This is a genomic window from Sphingomonas sp. NCPPB 2930, assembly GCF_042867205.1.
GTDB lineage: Bacteria > Pseudomonadota > Alphaproteobacteria > Sphingomonadales > Sphingomonadaceae > Sphingomonas.
Genome location: NZ_JBHZQU010000007.1, coordinates 37141 through 62214 on the forward strand (window position 1 = coordinate 37141; position 25074 = coordinate 62214).

The 25074-nt window shown below is 67.7% G+C and carries 22 protein-coding genes; 16 read left to right on the forward strand and 6 right to left on the reverse strand.

From position 1 onward, the window contains the following. Positions 1–66: 66 nt before the first annotated feature. Positions 67–2070 (forward strand): threonine--tRNA ligase, encoded by a 2004-nt coding sequence (thrS, locus tag ACFX59_RS09965; protein WP_387432043.1) that lies wholly within the window; start codon positions 67–69, stop codon positions 2068–2070. 114 nt (positions 2071–2184) lie between these two features. Beyond that, positions 2185–2718, forward strand: a complete 534-nt coding sequence (gene infC / locus ACFX59_RS09970) for a translation initiation factor IF-3 (protein WP_037569087.1) — start codon at positions 2185–2187, stop codon at positions 2716–2718. Positions 2719–3287: 569 nt separating this feature from the next. On the opposite strand, the gene ACFX59_RS09975 is transcribed toward infC, so the two are convergent. Beyond that, on the reverse strand, positions 3288–6032 hold the full coding sequence (locus tag ACFX59_RS09975; protein WP_354294899.1) for a [protein-PII] uridylyltransferase: 2745 nt from the start codon (positions 6030–6032) through the stop codon (positions 3288–3290). Between the two features lie 114 nt (positions 6033–6146). Between ACFX59_RS09975 and ACFX59_RS09980 the strand changes: the two genes are divergently transcribed. The 9 genes from ACFX59_RS09980 to ACFX59_RS10020 all read left to right on the forward strand — a co-directional run bounded on the left by ACFX59_RS09980 (position 6147) and on the right by ACFX59_RS10020 (position 13080). Then, complete coding sequence (locus ACFX59_RS09980; RefSeq protein ID WP_387432047.1) at positions 6147–7421, forward strand: glutamate-5-semialdehyde dehydrogenase; 1275 nt, start codon at positions 6147–6149, stop codon at positions 7419–7421. After that, positions 7418–8017, forward strand: a complete 600-nt coding sequence (locus ACFX59_RS09985; protein WP_309692534.1) for a nicotinate-nucleotide adenylyltransferase — start codon at positions 7418–7420, stop codon at positions 8015–8017. Before ACFX59_RS09980 ends, ACFX59_RS09985 begins: the two co-directional genes overlap by 4 nt. 12 nt (positions 8018–8029) lie before the next feature. Further along, positions 8030–8434, forward strand: coding sequence for a ribosome silencing factor (rsfS, locus tag ACFX59_RS09990; RefSeq protein ID WP_307102768.1), 405 nt, complete (start codon positions 8030–8032; stop codon positions 8432–8434). Between the two features lie 18 nt (positions 8435–8452). After that, positions 8453–8875 (forward strand): 23S rRNA (pseudouridine(1915)-N(3))-methyltransferase RlmH, encoded by a 423-nt coding sequence (locus ACFX59_RS09995; protein ID WP_309692538.1) that lies wholly within the window; start codon positions 8453–8455, stop codon positions 8873–8875. A gap of 2 nt (positions 8876–8877) precedes the next feature. Next, positions 8878–10038, forward strand: a complete 1161-nt coding sequence (locus ACFX59_RS10000) for a murein hydrolase activator EnvC family protein (RefSeq protein WP_387432051.1) — start codon at positions 8878–8880, stop codon at positions 10036–10038. A gap of 105 nt (positions 10039–10143) precedes the next feature. Continuing rightward, positions 10144–11493 carry a S41 family peptidase gene (locus ACFX59_RS10005; protein WP_387432054.1) on the forward strand — a complete coding sequence of 450 codons (1350 nt, stop codon included), beginning with the start codon at positions 10144–10146 and terminating at the stop codon, positions 11491–11493. Between the two features lies 1 nt (position 11494). Beyond that, positions 11495–11989 carry a disulfide bond formation protein B gene (locus tag ACFX59_RS10010; protein ID WP_387432057.1) on the forward strand — a complete coding sequence of 165 codons (495 nt, stop codon included), beginning with the start codon at positions 11495–11497 and terminating at the stop codon, positions 11987–11989. Continuing rightward, positions 11986–12528 carry a demethoxyubiquinone hydroxylase family protein gene (locus ACFX59_RS10015; RefSeq protein ID WP_307102782.1) on the forward strand — a complete coding sequence of 181 codons (543 nt, stop codon included), beginning with the start codon at positions 11986–11988 and terminating at the stop codon, positions 12526–12528. The genes ACFX59_RS10010 and ACFX59_RS10015 overlap by 4 nt, the downstream gene beginning before the upstream one ends. A gap of 24 nt (positions 12529–12552) precedes the next feature. Next, positions 12553–13080 (forward strand): hypothetical protein, encoded by a 528-nt coding sequence (locus ACFX59_RS10020; protein ID WP_387432060.1) that lies wholly within the window; start codon positions 12553–12555, stop codon positions 13078–13080. A gap of 294 nt (positions 13081–13374) precedes the next feature. Here ACFX59_RS10020 and ACFX59_RS10025 read toward each other — a convergent pair whose 3' ends face one another. Beyond that, positions 13375–14211, reverse strand: a complete 837-nt coding sequence (locus ACFX59_RS10025; RefSeq protein WP_387432063.1) for an HpcH/HpaI aldolase/citrate lyase family protein — start codon at positions 14209–14211, stop codon at positions 13375–13377. 140 nt (positions 14212–14351) lie between these two features. On the opposite strand from ACFX59_RS10025, the gene ACFX59_RS10030 reads away from it, so the two are divergent. Genes ACFX59_RS10030 through cyoD form a run of 5 tightly spaced genes read left to right on the forward strand, consistent with a single transcriptional unit; the run spans position 14352 to position 18760 of the window. Beyond that, positions 14352–14804 (forward strand): hypothetical protein, encoded by a 453-nt coding sequence (locus ACFX59_RS10030; RefSeq protein ID WP_387432065.1) that lies wholly within the window; start codon positions 14352–14354, stop codon positions 14802–14804. A gap of 47 nt (positions 14805–14851) precedes the next feature. Then, positions 14852–15739, forward strand: coding sequence for a ubiquinol oxidase subunit II (gene cyoA / locus ACFX59_RS10035; protein WP_387432068.1), 888 nt, complete (start codon positions 14852–14854; stop codon positions 15737–15739). Further along, complete coding sequence (cyoB, locus tag ACFX59_RS10040) at positions 15736–17748, forward strand: cytochrome o ubiquinol oxidase subunit I (protein WP_387432071.1); 2013 nt, start codon at positions 15736–15738, stop codon at positions 17746–17748. The genes cyoA and cyoB overlap by 4 nt, the downstream gene beginning before the upstream one ends. Beyond that, entirely contained in the window at positions 17745–18380 is a 636-nt protein-coding gene (locus ACFX59_RS10045) for a cytochrome (ubi)quinol oxidase subunit III (RefSeq protein ID WP_307102795.1), read from the forward strand. The genes cyoB and ACFX59_RS10045 overlap by 4 nt, the downstream gene beginning before the upstream one ends. Further along, positions 18377–18760, forward strand: a complete 384-nt coding sequence (gene cyoD / locus ACFX59_RS10050) for a cytochrome o ubiquinol oxidase subunit IV (RefSeq protein ID WP_387432074.1) — start codon at positions 18377–18379, stop codon at positions 18758–18760. The genes ACFX59_RS10045 and cyoD overlap by 4 nt, the downstream gene beginning before the upstream one ends. Here cyoD and glgX read toward each other — a convergent pair. The 4 genes from glgX to glgC all read right to left on the reverse strand — a co-directional run bounded on the left by glgX (position 18757) and on the right by glgC (position 25045). Then, entirely contained in the window at positions 18757–20556 is a 1800-nt protein-coding gene (gene glgX, locus ACFX59_RS10055) for a glycogen debranching protein GlgX (RefSeq protein WP_387432076.1), read from the reverse strand. The two genes, cyoD and glgX, sit on opposite strands and share 4 nt — an antisense overlap. A 144-nt stretch (positions 20557–20700) precedes the next feature. After that, the gene (locus tag ACFX59_RS10060) at positions 20701–22326 is read right to left on the reverse strand and encodes an alpha-D-glucose phosphate-specific phosphoglucomutase (protein WP_387432078.1); all 1626 of its coding nucleotides are present in this window, start codon (positions 22324–22326) and stop codon (positions 20701–20703) included. Continuing rightward, complete coding sequence (gene glgA, locus ACFX59_RS10065) at positions 22323–23774, reverse strand: glycogen synthase GlgA (RefSeq protein ID WP_307102803.1); 1452 nt, start codon at positions 23772–23774, stop codon at positions 22323–22325. Before glgA ends, ACFX59_RS10060 begins: the two co-directional genes overlap by 4 nt. 8 nt (positions 23775–23782) lie before the next feature. Next, positions 23783–25045: a glucose-1-phosphate adenylyltransferase gene (gene glgC / locus ACFX59_RS10070; protein WP_387432081.1), complete on the reverse strand. Its 1263-nt coding sequence runs from the start codon at positions 25043–25045 to the stop codon at positions 23783–23785. Positions 25046–25074 lie beyond the last annotated feature (29 nt).

The window sequence follows — 25074 nt, forward strand, 5'->3', positions numbered from 1 at the left end:
GAGCCGCGCTGTGCCCGCCGATCCCGCGCAGGCGCATCATCCGCACCTATCGAAGAGAGTTGTTCCATGTCCGCGATGTTCCGTATCACGCTGCCCGACGGTTCCGTCCGTGAGGTCGCGCCCGGAACTACTCCCGCGGACATCGCCGCCGCGATAGGGCCGGGCCTGGCCAAGGCGGCGATCGCCGCGCGCGTCGATGGCGAATTGCGCGACATCATGCGCCCGTTCGAGGGCGACTCCGCGCTGGCGCTGGTGACGGCGAAGGACGAGGCCGACGCGCTCGAACTCGCGCGCCACGATTATGCGCATGTCCTGGCCGAGGCGGTGCAGGCGCTGTTCCCGGGCACGCAGATCACCTTCGGGCCCGCGACCGATGACGGCTTCTATTACGACTTCGCGCCCAAGGATCGCCCCTTCACCGAGGAGGACCTGCCCGCGATCGAAGCCGAAATGCGCAAGATCATCGCGCGAGACGAGCCGCTGATCCGCGAGGTCTGGACCCGCGAGCAGCTGATCGAGCGCTGGACCGCGCAGGGCGAGACGTTCAAGGCCGAATGGGCGGCCGAGCTGCCCGATACCGAGGAACTGACCGTCTATCGCGCCGGCAAGGGCGAGGATGCCTGGCTCGACATGTGCCGGGGGCCGCATCTGGCCTCGACCGGCAAGCTTGATCCCAACGCCTTCAAGCTGACCCGCGTGTCGGGCGCCTATTGGCGCGGCGACCAGAAGAACGCGATGCTCAGCCGCATCTACGGCACCGGCTGGCTGAACAAGAAGCAGCTGGCCGAGCATCTGACGCGCCTCGAGGAAGCCGCCAAGCGCGACCATCGCAAGCTGGGCAACGAGATGGACCTGTTCCACCTCCAGCAGGAGGCGCATGGCTCGGTCTTCTGGCATCCCAAGGGCTATCGCATCTGGCGCGAGCTGGAGGCCTATATGCGCCGCGCGATCGACTCGACCGGCTACCGCGAGGTCAAGACGCCGCAGGTGATGGACGCGCGCCAGTGGGAGCAGTCGGGCCATTGGGGCAAGTATCGCGAAAATATGTTCGTCATCCCCGACGAGGTGCCCAACACCGAGGATGAGGGCCCGCTGGTCTCGGACGATGCGCAGTGGATGGCGCTGAAGCCGATGAACTGCCCGGCGCACGTGCTGATCTTCCGCCAGGGCATCAAGTCCTATCGCGACCTGCCGCTGCGCCTCTATGAGAATGGCTGCTGCCACCGCAACGAGCCGCATGGCGCGCTGCACGGCCTGATGCGCGTGCGCCAGTTCACCCAGGACGACGCGCATATCTTCTGCCGCGAGGACCAGATCGTCGAGGAAGTCCGCGCCTTTTGCGAACTGGCGGACCGGATCTACAAGGATTTCGGCTTCACCTATTCGATCAAGCTGGCGCTGCGCCCCGAAAAGCGTTTCGGCACCGAAGAAATGTGGGACCAGGCCGAAGAGGAGCTGCGCAATGCGGTCGTCGCGGCTGGGCTCGCCACGGAAGCCTATGGCTGGGAAGAGCTGCCGGGCGAGGGCGCCTTCTATGCGCCCAAGCTGGAATGGCATCTGACCGACGCGATCGGCCGGACCTGGCAGGTTGGCACCATCCAGTCGGACCGCGTCCTGCCCGAGCGACTCGACGCGTCGTACATCGGCGAGGATGGCGAGCGGCACCGTCCGATCATGCTCCACCGCGCGATCTTCGGCTCCTATGAGCGGTTCATCGGCATCCTGATCGAGCATTATGCGGGCCGCTTCCCCGTCTGGCTCGCGCCCGTCCAGGCGGTGGTCGCGACCATCGTGTCGGATGCCGACGGCTATGCCGAGGAGGCGGCGGCCAAGCTGGCGGCGGCGGGTATCCGGGTCGAGACCGATCTGCGTAACGAGAAGATCAACTACAAGGTGCGCGAACACTCGGTCGCCAAGGTCCCCGTGCTGCTGGTCGTCGGCAAGCGCGAGGCCGAGGAAGGCAAGGTCGCCGTCCGCCGTCTGGGCAGCCAGGCGCAGGAGGTGATGACGCTGGACGAGGCCATCGCCATGCTGCGCGAAGAGGCGACTCCGCCCGATCTGCGCGGCTGAAACATCACGGGTTGAACGAAAGGGCGGGACGTTTGTCTCGCCCTTTCAAATTCGTGCCCGATCGCTTATATTGAAATCGTAATTGCCACAGGAGAAATACCCATACGTCCTCCCATGATGCGCCGTCCGATGCAGGCGCCGCCGATGAACGGTCCTCGGTTCAACGAGTGGATTCAAAGCCCCAAGGTTCGCGTGATCGACCATGAGGGCGAGAACCTTGGCGTGATGTACACGCGCGAGGCGATGGCGCAGGCCCAGGAGCTCGGCCTCGACCTGGTCGAAGTGTCGCCCAACGCCGACCCGCCCGTCGCCAAGTTCCTCGACGTCGGCAAGTATAAGTACGAGGCGCAAAAGAAGGCGAACCTCGCCCGCAAGTCGCAGAAGACGCAGGAGATCAAGGAGATCAAGATGCGTCCGAACATCGACGACCATGATTACGACACCAAGATGAAGAAGGTGGTCGAATTCATCGGCGAGGGCGACAAGGTGAAGGTCACCATGCGCTTCCGCGGCCGCGAGTTGAGCCACGGCCAGCTGGGCATGAACGTGCTCCAGCGCGTCGCCGAGCAGGTGGCCGAGGTCGCCAAGGTCGAAGCCTATCCGCGCATGGAAGGCCGCCAGATGCTGATGGTGCTGGCACCGAAGTGACCCGGATCGACTCGGGGGCGTGAGCCCTCCGGGTGACGCGACGATTCTGAAACCCCTGGTGGCCCGATGGGCCGCCGGGGGTTTTCGTTTTCGGGTTCGTGCGGAGGTGCGGAGCCATGGGGCCAGGGTGGAATGACATGGGATGGCCCTACCCCTGCTCCGAAGGGGAGGGGCCGGGGGGTGTGGCGTGTCCGCAAGCGTATGGTTCGCGGCGAGGCCCCACCCCCAACCCCTCCCCTGAAGGGGAGGGGCTCTCGCTGCTTCAACGCAATGCCGTCATGGTTTTCGCCAGCGGGCGGCATCGCACGACCCCCACCCCCCGTTCAGCCTGAGCGAAGTCGAAGGCCACGGGACTCGGGCCGGACCTGGTCGTGATGGGAAGCCAAGAGGCGAAGGCGGGGCGCGCCCTTCGACTTCGCTCAGTGCGAGCGGATGCGGGGACATGGACGAAGGCTCAACCAGTCCCTTGCCCCAAACCCTTTCCACCCCTTCCAAGGGGAAGGAATTTGCCGCTCGTCTAAACCGGCCTCTGCACGAACCTCCATTCGCTCAGGCGGGCCGGGGGAATATCACGCCGCCACCTCCAGCACTTCCCCCGCCGCCGCGCCGAGCAGCCTTTTCTCCAGCGTTTTCAGCCGCCCGCCATTGGTGATCCGGTCGCCGGTCAGGTCGGTCAGGTAGAAGACGTCGACCGCGCGCTCGCCATAGGTCGCGACATGCGCCGAGTGGATCGTCACCTTCGACTGGAACAGCGCATGGGCGAGCTGGTTGAGCAGCGCCGGGCGGTCGCGCGCATGAACCTCGACCACGGTAAAGCGGTTGGAGGCGCGGTTGTCGATCAGGACATTGGGGGCGATCGGGAAGGCGTCCGCGCGCGGACGGACCGAGGGCTTGGCGACCAGCCGGTCGGCCAGCTTGCTGCGATTGGCCAGCGCATCCTCGATCGCGCGACGCAGGCGGCCCAGCTGGCCCGGATCGTCGAAGGGGCGGCCCAGCGGGTCCTGCACCAGGAAATTGTCGATCGCCATGCCGTCGCGCGTGGTGTGGATGCGCGCGTCGATGATGTTGCCGCCCGCGACATGGATCGCCCCCGCGATGCGGTAGAACAGCCCCGGATGGTCGGCGGCATAGATGGACACCAAGGTCGCGCCGCGCTCGCCGTAAACCTGTGCATCGATCGACAGCTGCGCATCGCCCGCCGCCGCCATCTGGCGGGCATTATGCGCCAGCACATCCTCGGGCTCGGCGATCCAATAGGCTTCGGGCAGGCGGCGGACATGCGCGGCGAACTGCGCCTCGGGCCAGCCCAGCGTTTCGCGCAGCCGTTCCTGCTTGGCCGTGATCCGCTCGCCCCGGCCGCGCTGCTTGTGACCGAGCCGCAGCACCTCCTCGGCGGCGTCGTAGAGATCGGCGAGCAACTGGCGCTTCCACCCGTTCCACGTCCCCGGCCCGACCGCGCGGATGTCGACGATGGTCAGTAGGAGCAGCAGGCGCAGCCGCTCGGGGCTCTGCACCGTTTCGCAAAAGTCGAGGATCGTCTTGAAGTCGGACAGGTCGCGCTTGAACGCGGTCGCCGACATCAGCAGGTGCCAGCGGACCAGCCACGCCACCGTCTCGGTCTCCGCCTCGCTCAGCCCCAGGCGGGGGCAGAGCCGCTCGGCGACTTCGGCGCCCAGGATCGAATGGTCGCCGCCGCGCCCCTTGGCGATGTCGTGGAGCAGCACCGCGACATAGAGGACGCGCCGCGACACGATCTGGTCGATGATCGCCGAGGCGACCGGGTGTTCCTCGACCAGTTCCTGCCGCTCGATCTTCGCCAGCAGGCCCAGCGCGCGGATGGTGTGCTCGTCGACCGTATAGTGATGGTACATGTCGAACTGCATCTGCGCGACGACGCGGCCGAAATCGGGCACGAAGCGGCCGAAGACCCCCGCCTCGTTCATCCAGCGCAGCACCAGCTCGGGGTCGTGGCGGCTGGTCAGCACGTCGAGGAACAGCGCATTGGCCCTGGGATCGCGGCGGATATCGTCGGCCAGCTTGGCATCGCGCGACGCGGCGCGCATCGCCAGCGGATGGACCTCCAGCTCATAGCGGTCGGCGAGCTGGAAGATCTCGATCAGCCGGACCGGATCCTCCTGGAAGAAATCGTCGCGCGGCAGGGCCAGCCGCCCGCGATCGAGGACGAAGCCGTTCAACCGGCGCGGCCGCCTGCGGATCGTGGGCAGGCCGAAGCGATGCCCGCGCGCCGCGAACCGCTCGTCCAGATGCGCCAGGAAGGCGCCGGTCAGCGCGCCGACCGTCTTCACCTGGAGGAAATAGAGCTGCATGAACCGCTCGACCTTGGCCTTGCCGGGCCGGTCGGAAAAGCGCATCCGCTCGGCGATCTGGCGCTGCACGTCGAAGGTCAGCCGGTCCTCGGCACGGCCCGTGATGGTATGGAGGTGGCAGCGCACCGCCCACAGGAAATTATCGGCGCGGTGGAATTGCCGATATTCCTCGCGGGTGAACAGCCCGCGCTCGATCAGGTCGGCGGCGCGGTCGACGTCATAGACATATTTGCCGATCCAGAACAGCGCATGGAGGTCGCGCAGGCCGCCCTTGCCCTCCTTGACATTGGGTTCGACGACATAGCGGGTGTCGCCCATCTTGCGGTGGCGCAGGTCGCGCTCGGCCAGCTTGTCGGCGATGAACTGGCGGTGCGAGTCGGTCTGGATCTCGGACTTGAAGCGGCGCGAGGCCTCTTGATACAGCGCCTGGTCGCCGCACAGGAACCGCCCTTCGAGCAGCGCGGTGCGCACCGTCACGTCGGCGCGCGCCTGGCGGATCATCTCGTCGATCGAGCGGCTGGAGTGGCCGACCTTCAGTCCCAGGTCCCAGAGCGAATAGAGCATCGATTCGATGACCTGCTCGGCATGCGGCGTCTGCTTGAAGGGCGTGAGGAAGCCGATATCGACGTCCGAATAGGGGGCCATCTCGCCGCGGCCATAGCCGCCCACCGCGATCAGGGTCAGCCGCTCGCCCGCCGTGGGGTTGCTGAGCGGGTAGAGCGTCTCGGTGGTGAATTCGAACAGCAGCTTCAGCACCTGATCGGTCAGATAGGCCTGTGCGGCGGCCGCCTCCAGTCCGCGCGAGGGGTGGAGGGACAGCCGCCGCGCCACCTCCTGCCGCCCGGCGTCGAGCGCGGCGCGAAGGATCGGCGTGACCTGCGTCCGCCCCTCGGGCCCGGTGATGCCCAGCGCCGCCACCTGCTCGGCAAGGGCCCGGCGGTCGACGATGGCGCGGCGGTTGGGGAGGGATTCGAAACGGCTGTGCATGGGGCCTTCATAGGGACTGGTGATGAACAAATGGAGAGGGGCCGTGGGCGGTCCTTTCCACCGGCCAAGATTCCCATGCTTGGGCCCGCCGCCCGACCATGATACCGCCGCGCCATGGCCGACCATCACGACATGCCCGCCCTGATCGCCGACATGGGCCGCCGCGCCCGCACCGCCGCGCAGACGCTGGCGCAGATGCCGACCGCCGCCAAGGCGCAGGCCCTGCGCGCCGCCGCGCAGGCGATCCGTCAGGACAGCCCGGCGATCCTGGCCGCCAATGCGCAGGATGTCGCGGCCGGCGCGGCGAACGGTCTGTCCCCGGCGATGCTCGACCGGCTGAAACTGGACGAGGAGCGGATCGCGGGCATTGTCGCGGGCGTCGAGGCGGTGGCGGGGCTTCCCGATCCGGTCGGCGAGCGGATCGACGAGCGGACCCGGCCCAACGGCCTGAACCTGTCGCGCATCCGCGTGCCGGTGGGGGTGATCGGCATCGTCTATGAAAGCCGTCCCAACGTCACGGTCGATGCCGCCGCGCTGTGCGCGATGGCGGGCAATGCCGCGATCCTGCGCGGGGGCTCGGAGGCGGTGCACAGCAACCGCGCGCTCCATGCCGCCTTCGCCCGTGGCTGGACCGCGGCGGGTGGTCCGGCGGACGCGGTGCAGCTGGTTCCCACGACCGACCGCGCGGCGGTGGGCGCGATGCTGGCGGCGGACGGGCTGATCGACCTGCTGATCCCGCGCGGCGGCAAGAGCCTGGTCGCGCGGGTCCAGGCCGAGGCGAAGGTGCCGGTGCTCGCGCATCTCGACGGGATCAACCATGTCTATGTCGACGGCTCGGCGGACCATGCGATGGCGACACGGATCGTGCGTGACGCCAAGATGCGCCGTACCGGCATTTGCGGCGCGATGGAGACGTTGCTGATCGACCGCGCCTATTGCCACGCCGCCGAGCTGGTCGCCGCGCTGATCGATGCGGGCTGTACGGTGCGCGGCGACGATGCGATGCGCGAGATCGTGCCCGGCCTGGAAGCGGCGAGCGCGGAGGATTGGGACACCGAATATCTCGATGCGATCGCCAGCGTCGCGCTAGTCGACGGCGTCGCGGGCGCGATGGCGCATATCGCCGCGCACGGGTCGCACCATACCGATGCGATCGTGGCCGAGGACGAAGCCGTCGCCGAGCGGTTCTTGGCCGAAGTGGACAGCGCGATCGTGCTCTGGAACGCCTCGACCCAGTTCGCCGATGGCGGGGAGTTCGGGCTGGGGGCGGAGATCGGCATCGCGACCGGGCGCCTGCACGCGCGCGGGCCGGTCGCGCTCGAGGGGCTGACGACGTATAAATGGGTCGGGCGGGGCACGGGTCAGATCCGGGCCGACGCGCGGGGATGAGGATCGGACTGCTCGGCGGGTCGTTCAATCCCGCCCATCGGGGGCACCGGCGCATCTCGCTGGACGCCATGCGCGCTTTGGGGCTCGACGAGGTGTGGTGGCTGGTCTCGCCCGGCAATCCCCTGAAGGACGGGGCGGGGGACATGGCGCCCTTCGCCGCGCGGCTGGCCTCGGCCGAGCGGATGGCGCGCCGCGCGCCGATCCGGGCCAGCGCGATCGAGCGGGAATTGCACACCCGCTATACCCTCGACACCGTGCGCGCGATCACCCGGCGCTACCCCGGCCACGACTTCATCTGGCTGATGGGCGAGGACAATCTGCGGCAGTTTCACCGGTGGCGCGGATGGCGATCGATTGCGCGCGCGATCCCGATTGCGGTTATCGGCCGTCCGGGGTACAATGCCGCCGCCCACGCGACACCCGCGCTGGGCTGGTTCAGGCGTTTCCAGAGGCGTCCGGGCCAGGCGAAGAACTGGACGATGTGGAGTTTGCCGGCCTTCGTGCTGCTGCGCTTCCGCCCCGACCCGACTTCCGCCACGGGCCTTCGGGCCCGCGATCCGGACTGGTTTCGGCATATGGGCCGAAACGTCCCCTGAACAGGAGCTAACTTGGCCACTTCCCCCCAATCGCCGCGTCCGTCCGATCCTGCCGAGGTGGAGGCGCTGCATCGCCTGATCCTCGCCTCGCTCGACGACGACCAGGCGGTGGAGACGATTTCGATCCCGCTGGCGGGCAAGTCGTCGATCGCAGATTTCATGGTGATCGCCAGCGGTCGGTCGACCCGGCAGGTCGCGTCGATGGCGATGAAGCTCGCCGAGAAGATCAAGGCCGAGTTCGGCCGTTCGGTGCGGATCGAAGGTCTGCCGACCGCCGACTGGGTGCTGATCGACGCCAATGACGTCATCGTCCACCTGTTCCGGCCCGAGGTGCGGACCTTCTACAATCTCGAGCGGATGTGGGCGTTCGGCGATGCGCCGACTCCCCCCGCCAGCCCGGCCGACCGCAACCTCTGACGCCCAGGGATTTCGCCCGTGCTGCTGCATATCGTCGCGCGCGGGCGAATCGGTCGTTCGCCCGAGGCCGAGCTGGTCGATCGCTATATCAAGCGGATCGGCTGGCCGACCCGGATCACCGAACTTCCTGACACCGGCGGGAAAATCCCTCCGCTGGAGGGACAGGTGCGCCTCGTCCTGATGGACGAGAAGGGCGAGAACCTGACCTCGATGGACTTCGCGCGTCGGCTGGAGCGCTGGCGCGACGACGGCGTGCGCGAGTGCCGCTTCATGATCGGCGCGGCGGACGGGTTCGAGGATGCCGACCGCGCGCGCGCCGACCTGCTCATCTCCTATGGCCGCGCGACCTGGCCGCACATGATGGCGCGGGCGATGCTGGCCGAACAGCTTTTCCGCGCGACCAGCATCCTGGCCAACCACCCCTATCACCGCGAGGGATAGGCGTGGCCCGGCGGCATGCGACGCTGGCGCTGGCCGCTCTGGCGCTGCTCGGCGCGACCGACATCGCCGCCGACCAGCGTCGCCTGGCCGATGCGCGCGCGGGCGCGGCGGCGGCGCAGGCGCGCGCCCAGGCGCTGGAACGACAGGCGGATGCCGAACGCGATGCCGCCGCCATCGCCCAGGCGCGCGAACGGGCCATGGCCGCACGCGTCGCGGCGGCCGAGGCGGAGGTGCGTGCGGCGCGCGCGCGGGTCGATCTGGTCGCGGGGCTGCTGGCGCAGCAACAGGCGCGGCTGGCCCGGGCGCAGGCGCCGCTCGCGCATCTGCTGGCGGCGATGCAGGGCATGGCGGCGCGTCCCCCCATCGCGGCGGTGGCGCAGCCGGGCTCGGTCGCCGACGTCGCGCATGTCCGCGCGGTCTTCGGCACCATTGCGCCGGTGATCGCGGAACGATCGGCGGTGGTGCGCGCCGAACTGGCGACGACCCGGCGCATCCGGGCGCAGGCGGGACTGGCGGCGCGGGCGCTGTCGGCGACCACCGCGAAATTGGAGAGTGAGCGTCAGGCGCTGGCCCGGCTGGAGGCGGTGCATCGCGGACGGGCCGACACGCTGGGGCGCGGGGCGGTGGACGAGGCCAATCGCGCGCTGGCGCTGGGCGAAGCGGCACGCGACATCGTCGACCGCATGGCCGAGCGTGGCGAGGCGCAGGCGACGGCGGGCGAACTCCTGGCGCTGCCCGGCCCGGTGGCGCGGCCCCTGGCGCCGGGCGCGGCGGGACCGGCGATCCCGCCGGGCACCTATCGCCTGCCGGTCGCCGGACGGGTGGCGAGCGGCTTTGGCGAGATTTCGGATGCGGGCGTGCGTGCGCGCGGCATCACGCTGGCGACGGGGCCGCAGGCGCCGGTCGTCGCGCCGGCCGGGGGCGAGATCCGCTATGCCGGACCGTTTCGCGGCTATGGCGGGATCGTCATCGTGGATCATGGCGCGGGCTGGACCAGTCTCGTCACCGGGCTGGGCGGCATCGCGGTGCGGGTCGGACAGAGGGTCGCGGCGGGCGCGGTGCTGGGCCGGGCGGGCCAGGGGCGCGGGGGCATGGCGCCGCGTGTGACGGTGGAGTTGCGCCGCGACGGGCGACCGATGGATATCGCGGCGATCTTGGGGTGAGGGCGGCCCCGAACCCCGCTCACCCCCCGTTCAGCACGGTTGCGCTTTGATTGGCAACGGCTTCCCGCTACACAGGCGGTCCGCTTTTCTGGTCCAGGACCCTCGATGCCCCGTTTGCTGCCGAAACGTCCGCTTCTGACTGCTACTGCCATTGTCGGCGCGCTGGCCATGGTGCCGATCACCACCTCCGCGATGGCGGCGGTGGACAGCTCTACGGTCCGCCAGTTCGACCGGTTCCTCGACGTCTATAACCGGATCAAGGCCGATTATGTCGACAAGGTCGATGACGACACGCTGATCAAGGGCGCGATCCAGGGGATGCTGGCCGCGCTCGATCCGCATAGCAGCTATGTCGATGCGCTCGACTTCGACAATCTCAAGATCCAGACCGAGGGCAATTATGGCGGGCTGGGCCTGACCGTCTCGATGGAGGACGGCGCGATCAAGGTCATCGCGCCGCAGGAGGATACCCCGGCGGGCCGCGCAGGCATCAAGTCGGGCGACTATATCACCCATATCGACGGCAAGCTGGTCTATGGCCAGTCGCTGGACGAGGCGATCGGCCAGATGCGCGGCAAGCCCGGCACCAAGATAAAGCTGACCATCGTCCGTCCCGGCCGCGACAAGCCGATCGAGCTGACCCTGACCCGCGAGGTCATCGTCCAGCGCCCGGTCAAGTGGGAGGTGAAGGGCGATGTCGGCTATATCAACATCAACACCTTCTCCGAAAACACCGGCGCCGACACGCGCGCCGCGATCATGGCGATCGACAAGGCGCTGGGCCACCGTCCGCTGGGCTATGTCGTCGACCTGCGCGACAATGGCGGCGGCCTGCTGACCCAGGCGATCGCGGTCAGCGACGCCTTCCTGGACCATGGCGAGATCGTGTCGCAGCGCGGCCGCGAGAAGTCGGACATCGAACGCTATTACGCCAAGCCCGGCGATGACGCGCATGGCCTGCCCGTGATCGTCCTGACCAATTCGGGCACCGCCTCGGCCTCCGAGATCGTCGCGGGCGCGCTTCAGGATCATCACCGCGCGCTGGTGATGGGCGAGCGCAGCTTCGGCAAGGGATCGGTCCAGACGCTGCTGCCGCTCGGCCCCGAAACCGCGCTGCGCCTGACCACCGCGCGCTACTACACCCCTTCGGGCCGGTCGGTGCAGGAGGGCGGGATCGAGCCGGACATCAAGGTGCCGCAGATTTCCGATCCCGATTACAAGACGCGGCCCGTCTTCCGCGAGGCCGATCTGCGCCGTCACCTGATCAACGAGGTGAAGGCCGACAATGCGATCCTGGAAGAGGATACCAAGACCGATCCGCGCTTCGCGATGACCCCCGATGCGCTGAAGAAGCAGGGGGTCGAGGACTTCCAGCTCTATTATGCGCTGAAGACCATCGCGCGACTGGGCGGGGCCGCGCAGGTCGCCGCCGCCACCAAGCCGCCGGTGAAGTGACATGACGACCCCGCGTACCCGCAACGAACGCTGTGCCAACTGGATCGCGCTGCTGCTGCCCGCCGCCCTGCTGGCGGGGGCGTGGGGCAGCCAGCTGATCGGCGGGCTGTATCCGTGCGAGATGTGCCATTGGCAGCGCTGGCCACATTATGCCGCGCTGGTGCCCGCGCTGATCGCGTTCTTCGTGCCCCAGCGCAGCATCCGGGGATCGCTTGTCATCCTTGCCGCGTTGTTGATCGCGGTGTCGGGGGCGATCGGTGTCGCGCATGCCGGGGTCGAATATGGCTGGTGGCAGGGCTTCACCGCCTGCACCTCGACGGTGGACTTGAACGGATTGAGCGCGACCGACCGGTTGAATGCGATCATGCATGCGCCGGTCATCCGCTGCGACGTGGCGCAATGGACGCTGGGCGGCATTTCGCTGGCCGGGTTCAATGCGATCTTCTCGCTGGGCGGCGCGGCGGCGATCCTGATGTTGATGAGGAAGGCGCGATGAGCCAGCTTCGCTGGATGCCGGGCGACCGGCGCGAACCGATGAAGGCGATGGTCCGGGTGGACCAGGCCGGGGAATATGGCGCGACCCGCATCTATGCGGGGCAACTGGCGGTGCTGGGCGACCGGCATCCCTTTGCCCGCGCCATTCACCACATGGCCGAGCAGGAGGAGCGCCACCGCGCCTTTTTCGACCGGATGATTGCCGAACGCCGGGTGCGGCCGACGCTGTTCCAGCCCTTCTGGGACAAGGCGGGCTTCGCATTGGGCGCGATCACGGCGGCGATCGGGCCGAAGGCGGCGATGGCGTGCACCGCGGCGGTCGAGACCGAGATCGACAAACATTATCAGGACCAGCTCGACCAGCTGGGCGACAGCGACCCCGAACTGTCCGAGGCGATCGCCGATTTCCAGGCCGAGGAACTGGAGCATCGCGACCATGCGCTGGGCGCGGGTGCGGAGGAGGCGATCGCCTATCCAGTGCTGTACGGATTGATCCGGGCGGGCTGCAAGGTCGCGATCGCGGCGGCCAAGCGGATCTGACACGGGGTGAGCGGGAGAGAGGATATGGTCGAGCGGACGTGGCGCAGGGCGATGCTGGCGGGGCTGGGCGTGATCGCGGCGGCGAGCCCGGTCGCGGCTCAGCAGGCTCCCGTCCGGCAGGCCCCAATCCAGCCGGCTCCGATCCAGCAGGTTCCGGTCCAACCGGTCGCCGCGCCCGGTGCGGTCAAGCCCAAGCCCGCCCAGGCGCCGGGCGAGGTGTCGCGCAACGCGCCGATCAACGGCGTGCTGACCCTGTTCGGCAACGAACGCTGCCCCACCGACAATAACGGCAACGAGATCGTCGTCTGCGTCCGCCGTAGCGCGCAGGAACAGTTCCGCGTGCCCAAGGAGCTTCGCGAGCTCCAGGTGACGCCCGAGAATGAAAGCTGGGCGGTCCGCGCGACCGGCACCACCAACGAAGGCGTCGGCGTCAACAGCATCGGTAGCTGCTCGGCGGTCGGCGCGGGCGGCGCGACCGGCTGCTTTGCCCAGCGCATCCGCGAGAATCGCGCCGCCAATGCCGACCGCAAGCGCGAGGCCAGCGTCCCCTAAGGCCGATCGACATTCGGCGACACCTTTCCGTCCCTCGCCCCTCGCAGAGGGGAGAGGGTTGCGCAGACTAAGCCTTTGCAAAAGCAAAGGCTTAGTCGGAGCTGGGTGAGGGGTGGGCGCTCGCAAAGCGAGCGCGCGAGCCCTTGGGCTCGCTCAACCCCTCACCCAAGCTGCGCTAGCCAGCAGGCTGGCAAGCTTCGCTAACCCTCTCCCCTGTCCAGGGGAGAGGAGAAGAAGACGCAATAGTAAATGTCGATCCGCCCTAATCCTCCCCGACACGGGGAATGATGGTCGCTACACCACGCCCGCCAGCGCCAATATCCGCTCCGCCTCGATCAGATGGAGTCGCTCGACCATCTGCCCGTCCAGCCGGATCGCGCCCAGTGCCGCCTGGTCGGGCTCGGCAAAGGCGGTGACGATCCGCCGGGCCCAGGCGATCTCAGCCTCGTCGGGGCCGAAGCCGCGATGGGCGGCGCCGATCTGGTTGGGATGGATCAGCGTCTTGCCGTCAAACCCAAGCCGCCGCCCCTCGGCGCATTCCGCCGCCAGCCGTTCGGGCGCATCGAGCGCGTTGCAGACCCCGTCGAGCGCGATCATCCCGCCCGCGCGGGCCGCCACGACGATCTGCACCCGCAGCGGCAGCAAGGCCTCGGGCGGCGGCGGCGCGGGCAGGCGCATCTCCTTGGCGAGATCGTTGGTGCCCGCCACCAGCGCGGTCAGCCCGACCTCGCGCGCGACCTGCGCGATCGCGCCCAGCGACAGGATGCCCCGGCATGTCTCGATCATCGCCCAGAGCGGCACGCCCGGCCCCAGCGCCGCCCGCGCCCGTGCCAGGGTCGGAACGTCATCGACCTTCGGGATCAGCACCGCCGCCGGACGCACGGCGGCGAGCGCGGCGAGATCGTCCGCCGCCCAGCGGGTGTCCAGCCCGTTGGTCCGCACCACCAGCAGCCTGTCCCCAAAGCCTCCCTCGCGCACCGCGGTCACCGCCGCCTCGCGCCCGGCCGCCTTGGCATCGGGAGCGACCGCATCCTCCAGGTCGAGGATCACCGCATCGCTGTCCAGCGTGCGCGCCTTGGCGATGGCGCGGGGATTGGAGGCGGGAAGGAACAGGGCGCTGCGCAGGGTCATGGCACGAGCATAGACGCGAGCGGGCGCCGCCGTCACGCCTCTGGTAAATCGCCGTTTCGTCTCCATAGTGGGACGGTCGCGAAAACCGATTCCACCATCCCCGCAAGGGAACGTGGAGGCGGCAGGGGGATCGAAGGGGGATGATCGTGGAGACGACCGCGCTGTTGCTTCTGGGGCTGACGATTCTGCTGCGCTGTTGCCCGACCTTGCCGATAAGCCGCTGGTTGGCGCGCCTGCTGGTCGAGGCCCCGGCGCGGCAATTGAATCGGGTCCGGCCGGGGCATTGGGCGACGATCGCGCTGGGGGTGGCGCTGATCGGGTTCGCCATCTGGTTCGAGATCGACGAGATCCGCATGCTCGGCGCGGCGGCGGGGTCGATGGGCGATCTGGTGATGATCGTCTCGACGATCGAATGGGGTGGGCTGGCTGAACTGACTATGGCTACGGTCCTGTCCTCCTCGATGCTGGCGCGCTGGCCGGTCTTCCGTCGCTGGGGACGGCAAATGTCCGCGAGCCGGGCAGCGCGCCCGCGCCGGACGGAGCGGCCCGCCAATGACAGCGGCGACGGCGAGGGACGACGACTGGCGGCCTGACCATGCGGGGGCGGAACGAAAGCATGAGGCCGCCGTTCACCGTCTGAATGCTCCGCGATCCGCGCCTAGCCCGATTTTCCGCGCGTTTTGCGTGCCTTGGCCTGTGTGCTGTCCTGACCGCCTGCGAGCCGGGCATATTGAACCCCGCCGGGCCGATCGCGGCGGGTGAGCGCAGCATCTTCTTCAATGCGCTGGCGGTGATGCTGGCCATCGTCGTGCCGGTGATCGTGCTGGCCTTCGCCTTTGCGTGGTGGTTCCGGGCGGGCAACACGCGGGCCAAGCATCTGCCCGAATGGGCCTATTCAGGGCGGCTGGAATTGCTGGTCTGGTCGATCCCGGCGCTGGCCATCATGTTCCTGGGCGGCATCGCCTGGATCGGCAGCCACGATCTCGATCCACCCAGGCCGATCGCCTCCCGGGCAAGGCCGATGACGGTCGAGGTCGTCGCGACCGACTGGAAATGGCTGTTCCTCTATCCCGAACAGGGGATCGCCACGATCAACCGGCTGGTCGTGCCGGTCGGTACGCCCGTCAAGTTCCGAATCACCTCGGCGGGCGTCATGAACAGCTTCTTCGTGCCGCAGCTGGGCAGCCAGATCTATGCCATGTCGGGGATGGACTCGACGCTTCACCTGCGCGCCGACAAGGCCGGGCGGTATCGCGGGCTGTCGGCGCATTATAGCGGGGAGGGCTTTGCCGATATGGACTTCTTCGTCGATGCGGCGCCGCAGGCGGCGTTCGACCGCTTCGTCGCGACCGCCAGGGCGGGGCGGGGCAAGACGCTCGACTGGAACGAGTTCGTGGCGATGGCGCATCCCAGCCGCAATGTCCGCCCCGCCAGCTATCCCCGGCTTCAACCGGGCCTTTACGACCAGATCGTGATGCGCAACGGCGCGCCCGAGGGCGACCGAGCCGAGGACGGACGCGAGCAATGAGCCTGACCGGCAAGCTGGGCTGGGATTCGATCCCGTTCCACGAACCGCTGCCGCTGGTGTCGGCCGGGGTGATCGGCGCGGTCCTCTTGGGCGTCTTCATCTGGGTCTGGCGGCGCGGGGCTCTGCCCTATCTGTGGAGCGAGTGGATCACCAGCGTCGACCATAAGCGGATCGGCGTGATGTATTGCCTGCTGGCGGGGGTGATGCTGTTGCGCGGCTTTTCCGACGCGCTGCTGATGCGGTCGCAACAGGCGATCGCGTACGGCAATGAGGGCTATCTGCCGCCCGACCATTACGACCAGATCTTCTCGGCGCATGGCACGATAATGATCTTCTTCGTGGCGATGCCGTTCATGATAGGGCTGATGAACTTCGTCGTGCCGTTGCAGCTCGGCGTGCGCGACGTGGCCTTTCCGACCCTCAATTCGGTCAGCTTCTGGCTGACGTGCAGCGGCGCGCTGCTGATCAATATGAGCCTGGTGATCGGCGAATTCGCCAAGACCGGCTGGCTGGTCTATCCGCCGCTGTCCGAACTGCGCTTTTCTCCCGGCGTCGGGGTCGATTATTATCTGTGGGCGCTGCAGATATCGGGGATGGGGACGCTGCTGTCCGGCGTGAACCTCGTCACCACCATATTGAAGATGCGCGCGCCGGGCATGGGCTATAGCCGGATGCCGATGTTCACCTGGACCTCGCTGGCGTCCAACCTGCTGATCGTCGCGGCCTTTCCGGTGCTGACCGCCTGCCTCGGCATGCTGATCCTTGATCGTTATCTGGGCTTCCACTTCTTCACGCCCGAGGCGGGGGGCAACCAGATGATGTTCGTCAACCTCATCTGGGCCTGGGGCCATCCGGAGGTCTATATCCTGATCCTGCCCGCCTTCGGCGTGTTTTCCGAGATCATCTCGACCTTCTCGTCCAAGCCCCTGTTCGGTTATCGATCGATGGTCATCGCGACCATGGTGATCTGCATCCTGTCCTTCATGGTCTGGCTGCACCATTTCTTCACCATGGGGGCGGGGGCCGATGTGAACGGTTTCTTCGGCATCACCACGATGATCATCGCGGTGCCGACGGGGGTGAAGGTCTTCAACTGGCTGTTCACCATGTATGGCGGGCGTATTCGCTATACGTCGATGATGCTGTGGTCGATCGGGTTCATCGTGACCTTCGTGATCGGCGGCATGACCGGGGTGATGCTGGCGGTGCCCCCGGCCGATTTCGTCCTGCACAATTCGCTGTTCCTGGTCGCCCATTTCCACAATGTCATCATCGGCGGGGTGTTGTTCGGCGCCTTTGCGGGCTTCACCTTCTGGTTTCCCAAGATGTTCGGCTTCACCCTGGACGAGCGCTGGGGCAAGCGCGCCTTCTGGTTGTGGATCAGTGGATTCTATGTCGCCTTCATGCCGCTCTATGTGCTGGGGCTGATGGGCATGACGCGGCGGATGCAGCATTATGACGTGCCCGGCTGGCATCCCTGGCTGATGGTGGCCGGGGTCGGTGCGCTGCTGATCCTGGGCGGGATCGCGTGCCAGGTCATGATGCTCTATGTCTCGATCCGGACGCGCGGGACCCGTATCGACGAGAGCGGCGACCCTTGGGACGGGCGTACGCTAGAGTGGATCACCACGTCGCCGCCGCCCGCCTTCAACTTCGCGGTGCTGCCCGATGTGAAGGGCGAGGAGGCCTATTGGGGCATCAAGGCCAAGGCACGGGAGAACCGCGCCTTGTCCGACCGCCCCGATTACGAGCCGATCGAGATGCCGCGCAATTCGCCGACCGGAGTGGTCGCGGCCTTCTTCGCCACCGCCATGGGATTTGCCCTGATCTGGCATATCTGGTGGCTCGTGATCCTGGGCTTTCTTGGCGCCTGGGCGACGTTCGTCGTCTTCGCGTGGCGCGATAAGGCTGAGTATGAAATCCCCGTCGAGGAGGTGGAACGGCTCGACCAGGCGCGCCGCCGGAGCAAGGCGACGCTGCTCGACCTGCCCGAAGAGGCGCTGTCATGAGCCAGACCGCCAAGGCCCATGATCCCAACAAGCTGGGCCGCGCCGCCGAGCCCAACCCGGATGGTCCGGCCCCCAAGCGGATCGTGGTGTCCTATGGCTTCTGGATCTTCCTGCTGTCGGACTTCATCCTGTTCGCCTGTTTCTTCGCCGCCTATGCGGTGCTGGTGGACGCGACGGCGGGCGGCCCCTCGGGCAAGGACCTGTTCGAGCTGAAGCTGGTCGAGGCCGAGACGGTGCTGCTCCTCCTGTCCAGCTTTGCCTGCGGGCTGGCCGGGGTGGGCACGATGGCGCGCGACATGCGCTGGTTCCAGATCGCGATGGCGGTGACCGCCTTGCTGGGCGCCGCCTTCCTCGCGCTGGAGGCCTATGAGTTCCTCCACCTGATCGGCGAGGGGGCGGGGCCGGGGCGTAGCGCCTTCCTGTCAGCGTTCTTCGCGCTGGTCGGCTGTCACGGATTGCACGTGACGCTCGGTCTGCTCTGGCTGACGACGATGATGGCGCAGGCCTGGGCCAAGGGGTTTCGCGAGGACATATTGCGCCGCATCCTGTGCTTCAGCCTGTTCTGGCATGCGCTCGACATCATCTGGGTGGCGTTGTTCACCATGGTCTATCTGATGGGAGTGCGCGGATGAGCGAGCGGCCCGACGAGGAAATGGCGCGCGACGAAACCGCGCCGGGCGTGGATGCCGAGCGCGACTCGATCGTCGGCGGCGTGCGCAGCTATGCGATCGGGCTGGCCGCGGCGGCGATCCTGACGGCGGCGTCCTTCGCATTGGTGCAGTTCGACATCGTCTGGGGCCCGGCGGTCCCCGCCGCACTGGTCGCGCTGGCGATCGGACAGATGGGGGTGCATCTGGTGTTCTTCCTCCACATCACCACCGGGCCGGACAACAGCAACAATGTGCTGGCGCTGTTGTTCGGGGTGCTGATCGTCGCGCTGGTGCTGCTGGGCTCGATCTGGATCATGGGGCATCTGAACCACAATCTGATGGGACCGATGGCGATGCCCTAGCTTTCCAGCAGCAAGCCCCGGATTGCGGAGACGCCGTGGGTTCGGTCGAAGCGCAGGATCAGGCTTTCCTTGCCCATGGGCAGGTGGAGCGCGAAGCCATCGCCCCGGTCCCAATCCTCGGGCGTCATCGGGGCACCGGCCAGATGGCGCCACTCGGCCCCCGCCAGCCAGCCGGTCGCATCGAGCGGCAGCGCGCGGCGAAAGGCGCTCAGCCGTGCGACGAAATCCTCCAGCGCCTCGTCCCGGTTCGCCCAGTCGAGCCAGGTCGTGTCATTGTCCTGCGCATAGCCATTGTTGTTGCCGCCCTGGCTGCGCCCGAACTCGTCCCCGGCGGTCAGCATCGGGGTGCCGCGCGACAGGAACAGCGTGGCGAGCAGCGCACGGACCGAGCGGATGCGGGCGGTGCGGATGGCGGGATCGTCGCTCGGCCCCTCGACGCCATGGTTCCACGACACCTCGTCGCCATGCCCGTCGCGATTGTCCTCGCCATTGGCCTGATTGTGCCGCCCGGCATAGGCGACCATGTCGGCCAGGGTGAAGCCGTCATGCGCCGCGACGAAATTGACCGAGCGGCTGGCCGTGCCGGTGAATATGTCGGCCGATCCCGCCACCCGCGTCGCCAGGTCGCCGCTGCGCCCGTCGCCGCGCCAGAAGCGGCGCACCTGGTCGCGGTAGCGGTCGTTCCACTCCAGCCAATGCTCGGGGAAAGCGCCCAGCTGGTATCCGCCGGGGCCGATGTCCCACGGTTCGGCGATCATCACGCGGGTCGACAATAGGGGGTCGGCGGCGATCTCGGCGAAGATGGGGGCGTTCGGATCGAATCCCGGCCCGCGCGCCAGCACGGGGGCGAGGTCGAAGCGGAAGCCGTCGACCCCGGCCCGCGCGAAATGGCGTAGGCTGTCGAGGATCGCCGCGCGGACGCTGGGGCGGCTGGCGTCGAGCGTGTTGCCGGTCCCCGCATCGTTGATGAGCGTGCCGTCCGCCGTCCGGGCATAAACGTCCGGATCGAGGCCCCGGAAGGACAGGGTGCCGCCCTGTACGTCGCTCTCGCCCATATGGTTGAAGACGAGGTCGAGGATGACGCCGATCCCCGCCTGTCGCAGCGCGGCGATGGTGGCGACCAGCTCGTCGACGCCACCCGGCACCCGCTCCGGACAAAGCGCCATCGGCACGACCGGATTATAGCCCCAGCCATTGCGCAGGCCGAGTGGCGGCAGATGGCGCTCGTCGATCGCGGCGGTGATCGGCATCAGCTCGACCGCCGCCACGCCCAGCTTGCGGAGGTGATCGAGCACCGCCGGATGCGCGAGCGCCGCCAGCGTGCCGCGCTGTTCCGGCGGAATGGCGGGATGGCGTATCGAGAAGCCGCGAACGTTCAGCTCATAGATCAGCCCGCCCGGCCGAAAGAGCGGCGGGGCGGGGGGCTCGGTCAGCGGGGCGACGACGCGGGCGCGGGGGACGATGTCGGCGGTGTCCTCGCCATATCGGCCAAGGCGCGGGGACTGGACGAAGGGGCGGTCGAGTTCGAGCGCGTAAGGATCGACCAATAGCTTGGCGGGATCGAACCACAGGTTGCGTGCCGGGTCGTACGCGCCGTGTGCGCGATAGCCGTAGAGATGGTCGCGGCCGGGAACGGTGGCGCTCCAGACATCGCCCTCGCGGGTCATGGCGACACAGCGTTCCTGCGCACCGTCGAACAGGCATAGTTCCACACGATCGGCGGTCGAGCGGACGGCGAAGCGGGTGCCGCCGGGGACCGGCGTTGCGCCGAGGGGGAGGGCGGGCTGATTCGTCATGGCGGCAGCATGGCAATTCCTCTCCTGTAAGGGGAGGGGGACCGCCGCGAAGCGGTGGTGGAGGGGTGTCCCCGCTGATGGTGGCACCCCTCCGTCAGTCCTGCGGACTGCCACCTCCCCTTGCAGGGGAGGAAGAAGGTGGGATCACGTCACCACATCGGGTTCGGTGCGGCCGGTATGCTGGGTGATGCCGGCGATCTCGTCCGCCGCCGCGATGATGTCGGCGAGCATCTCGGGCGTCTCGCGGTCGAGTTCGTCGGCCGAGTAACGCTCCAGATAGACGCGCAAGGTCGCACCGCTGGTGCCGGTGCCCGACAGGCGGAACACCACGCGGCTGCCGCCTTCGAACAGCACGCGAATGCCCTGGTTGCGGCTGACCGACTGGTCGGTCGGGTCGGTATAGGCAAAGTCGTCCGCCGTCTCGACCGTCAGCCCGGCGAAACTCTCGCCCGGCAGAGTCGCCAGCTTGGCGCGCAGATCGGCCATCAGCGCATCGGCGCGCTCGCTCTCGACACCCTCATAGTCGTGGCGCGCATAGTAATTGCGGCCATAGGTCGCCCAGTGATCGCGAGCGATCTGGTCAACCGACTTGCCCGAAGCGGCAAGGATGTTGAGCCAGAGCAGCACCGCCCACAGCCCGTCCTTCTCGCGCACATGGTCCGAGCCGGTCCCTGCGCTCTCCTCGCCGCAGATCGTCGCCATCCCCGCATCGAGCAGGTTGCCGAAGAATTTCCACCCCGTGGGCGTCTCATAGGCCGGGATGCCCAGCTTCTCGGCCACCCGGTCGGCGGCGGCGCTGGTCGGCATCGAACGGGCGATACCCTTCAGCCCACCGGCATAGGCAGGCGCCAGATGCGCGTTCGCCGCCAGCATCGCCAGGCTGTCCGAGGGCGTGATGAAGCGCCCGCGCCCGATGATGAGATTGCGGTCGCCGTCCCCATCCGAGGCCGCGCCGAAATCGGGCGCGTCGGCCGCCATCATCCGGTCGTAGAGTTCCTTGGCATGGACCAGATTGGGGTCGGGATGATGCCCGCCGAAATCGGGGAGCGGCGTGCCGTTGCGCACGGTGCCGGGCGCGAAGCCCAGCCGCTTTTCCAGGATCTCGGTCGCATAGGGGCCGGTCACCGCGCTCATCGCGTCGAACGACATGGTGAAGCCGCCCTCGACCGCCTTTTGGATCGCGGCGAAGTCGAACAGGCTCTCCATCAGCGCGGCATAATCGGCGACCGAGTCGATCACCTCGACCGTCATGTCGCCGACCGTCACCTCGCCCAGCGTGTCGAGGTCGATGTCCGCCGCCTCGACGGTCAGCCAGCGGCTGATCGCCTTGGTGTTGGCGTGGATCGCGTCGGTCACCTTCTCCGGGGCGGGGCCGCCATTGGAGATATTGTACTTGATGCCGAAATCCTCGTCCGGCCCGCCCGGATTGTGGCTGGCCGACAGCACCAGGCCGCCCAGCGCCTTGCGCTGGCGGATCACGTTGCTGGCCGCCGGGGTCGACAGGATGCCGCCCTGGCCGACCACGACGCGGGCAAAGCCGTTCGCCGCGGCCATGCGGATCGCCACCTGGATCACCTCGCGGTTCAGGAAGCGGCCGTCACCGCCGATGACCAGCGTCTGGCCGGTCTTCTCATCGCCCAGCGCGTCGAAGACCGACTGGACGAAATTCTCGGCGTAATGGGGTTGCTGGAACACCCGCACCTTCTTGCGCAGGCCCGAGGTGCCCGGCTTCTGGTCGAGATAGGGCTGAGTCGCGACGGTCTTGATCATTGGTCCCCCAAGACGGATCGGTAGAGTTCGGCATAGTGGCGGCCGCTATGGTGCCAGCTATAATCGGCATTCATGCCATTCACCTGAATGGTACGCCATTGGTCTTGATCGGCATAGAGTCTCATTGTGCGACGCAGCGCCGCGACGATATTGTCGGGGGTCATGTCGTCGAACTGAAGGCCGGTCGCCACGCCCGCGGCCAAGGCGGCCTCGTTGGCGTCGATGATCGTGTCGGCCAGCCCGCCGGTCCGCGCGACCACGGGCACGCAGCCATAGGCCAGGCCGTAAAGCTGGGTCAGCCCGCACGGCTCGAAGCGAGAGGGGATGATGATCGCGTCGCAGCCCCCTTGCAGCAGGTGCGAGACCGGCTCGTCATAACCGATGCGCACCGAGACGCGGCCGGAATGGCGCAGCGCGGCGGTGGCGAAGGCGATCTCCAGCGCCGGGTCGCCGGTGCCCAGCACGACCAGCCGTCCGCCCATCGCGACCAGATCGTCGATGACCTCGACCAGCAGGTCCATGCCCTTTTGCCAGGTCAGGCGGCTGATGACGGTGAAGATCGGGCCGTCATCCCGCTCCAGCCCGAACTGCTCCTCGACCGCGCGCTTGTTGGCGACGCGATCGTCCAGCGTGTCGACGGTGAAGGGGGCGGGCAGCGCGGCGTCGGCCCTGGGGCTCCAGATGGCGGGGTCGATGCCGTTGACGATCCCGCTGACGCATTCGGCGCGGGCGGCGATCAGCCCTTCCAGCCCCATGCCATATTGCGGCCGGTGGATTTCCTCGGCGTAGGTCGGGCTGACCGTGGTGATCGCATCGGCGGTGCGCAGTCCCGCCTTCAGATAGCCGATCTGGCCGTAATATTCGACGCCGTCGACGCTCCACGCATAAGGCGGCAGCCCCAGATCGGGGAAGTGGTGCGCCGCGAACGAGCCCTGAAAGGCGATATTGTGGATGGTGACGATGCTCTTGGCGACCTTGCCGGGGCCGGGGGCATAATGGAGAAAGGCCGGGGCCAGCGCCGCCTGCCAGTCATGCGCGTGGAGCAGGTCGAAGTCATAGCCCGGCACCGCGCCCGAGGCGAGGTCGGCGCCCGCGCGCGCCAGCACCGCGAAACGCCGCCAATTGTCGTGCCAGTCATGGCCGTCGGTATCGACATAGGGAAGCCCCTCGCGCTCATAGAGATGGGGGGCGTCGATGACGAGCAGCCGGTGCTCGCCGATCCTGGCCTCGCGCAGCCAGGCCTCGGTGCCGATGATGTGCGGGAAGTGATGCACGCGCGGTGCGTCGCCGATCGCGCGCATGACCTTGGGAAAGCCGGGGATCAGCGTGGTGACGGCGATGTCGTGGGGGCTGAGCGCCTCGGGCAGCGCCCCCACGACATCGGCGAGGCCGCCGGTCTTGATGAGCGGGAACGCTTCCGAGGCGACCGACAGGACAGAGAGGGTCATGGGGACTTTCAGTTGGCCAGACGGTCGATCATCGGCTGGGTGATGAGGCAGATGCCCTTGTCGGTGCGCCGGAAACGCTGTCCGTCGAGTACCGGATCGTCGCCGACCACCAGCCCGTCGGGTATCCTGACGCCGCGATCCAGGATCACCCGCCGCAGCCGCGCGCCGCGCCCGATATGGCAGAAGGGCAGGACCACCGCCTCGTCCAGCATCGCGAAGCTGTGGGTGCGCACGCCCGTCGACAGCAGCGAGCGGTGGATGGACGATCCCGAGACGATGCAGTCGCCCGCGACCAGGCTGGCCACCGCCGATCCGCGCCGTCCGTCGATATCATGGACGAACTTGGCGGGGGGCGTGATCTCGGCATAGGTCCAGAGCGGCCAGCTGCGGTCGTACAGGTCGAGCTGCGGCACCACGTCGGTCAGGTCGAGGCTCGCTTCCCAATAGGCGTCGACCGTGCCGACATCGCGCCAATAGGCGCCGGGCTCGTCGCTGGAGCGGACGCAGGAGGCGGAGAAGCGGTGCGCCTGGGCTTTGCCGTGCGCGACCAGATAGGGGATGATGTCCTTGCCGAAGTCGCGGCTCGACCCCGGCGTCTCGGCATCGCGGCGCAGCTGTTCGAACAGGAAGGCGGTGCGGAAGACATAGATGCCCAGCGACGCCAACGACACGTCCGGATTGCCGGGGATGGAGGGCGGATCGGCGGGTTTTTCGACGAAATCGACGATGCGGTCGCTCTCATCCACATGCATCACGCCGAACGCGCTCGCCTCGGTCCGCGTCACCTCCAGACAGGCGACGGTGACGTCGGCGCCACTGTCGCAATGCTGCTGGAGCATCAGCTCATAGTCCATCTTGTAGACATGGTCGCCCGCCAGGATGACCATGAATTCGGGCGCATAGCTCTCGATGATGTCGATATTCTGGAACACCGCGTCGGCGGTGCCCTCATACCATTGAAATTCGCTGATCCGCTGGCTGGCGGGCAGGATGTCGAAGCTCTCGTTGCGTTCGTCGCGCAGGAAGTTCCAGCCGCGCTGAAGGTGGCGGATCAGCGAATGCGCCTTGTACTGGGTCGCAACGCCGATGCGGCGAATGCCCGAGTTGATCGCGTTGGACAAGGCGAAGTCGATGATCCGCGCCTTGCCGCCGAAATAGACGGCGGGCTTGGCGCGGGTATCGGTCATCTCCATCAGGCGACTGCCGCGGCCGCCCGCCAGCACATAGGCCATGGCATCGCGCGCCAGCGGTTGTCCGCGCCTCAGGTCCATCGTCCGTCTCCCATTCTTCTGTCCGTATC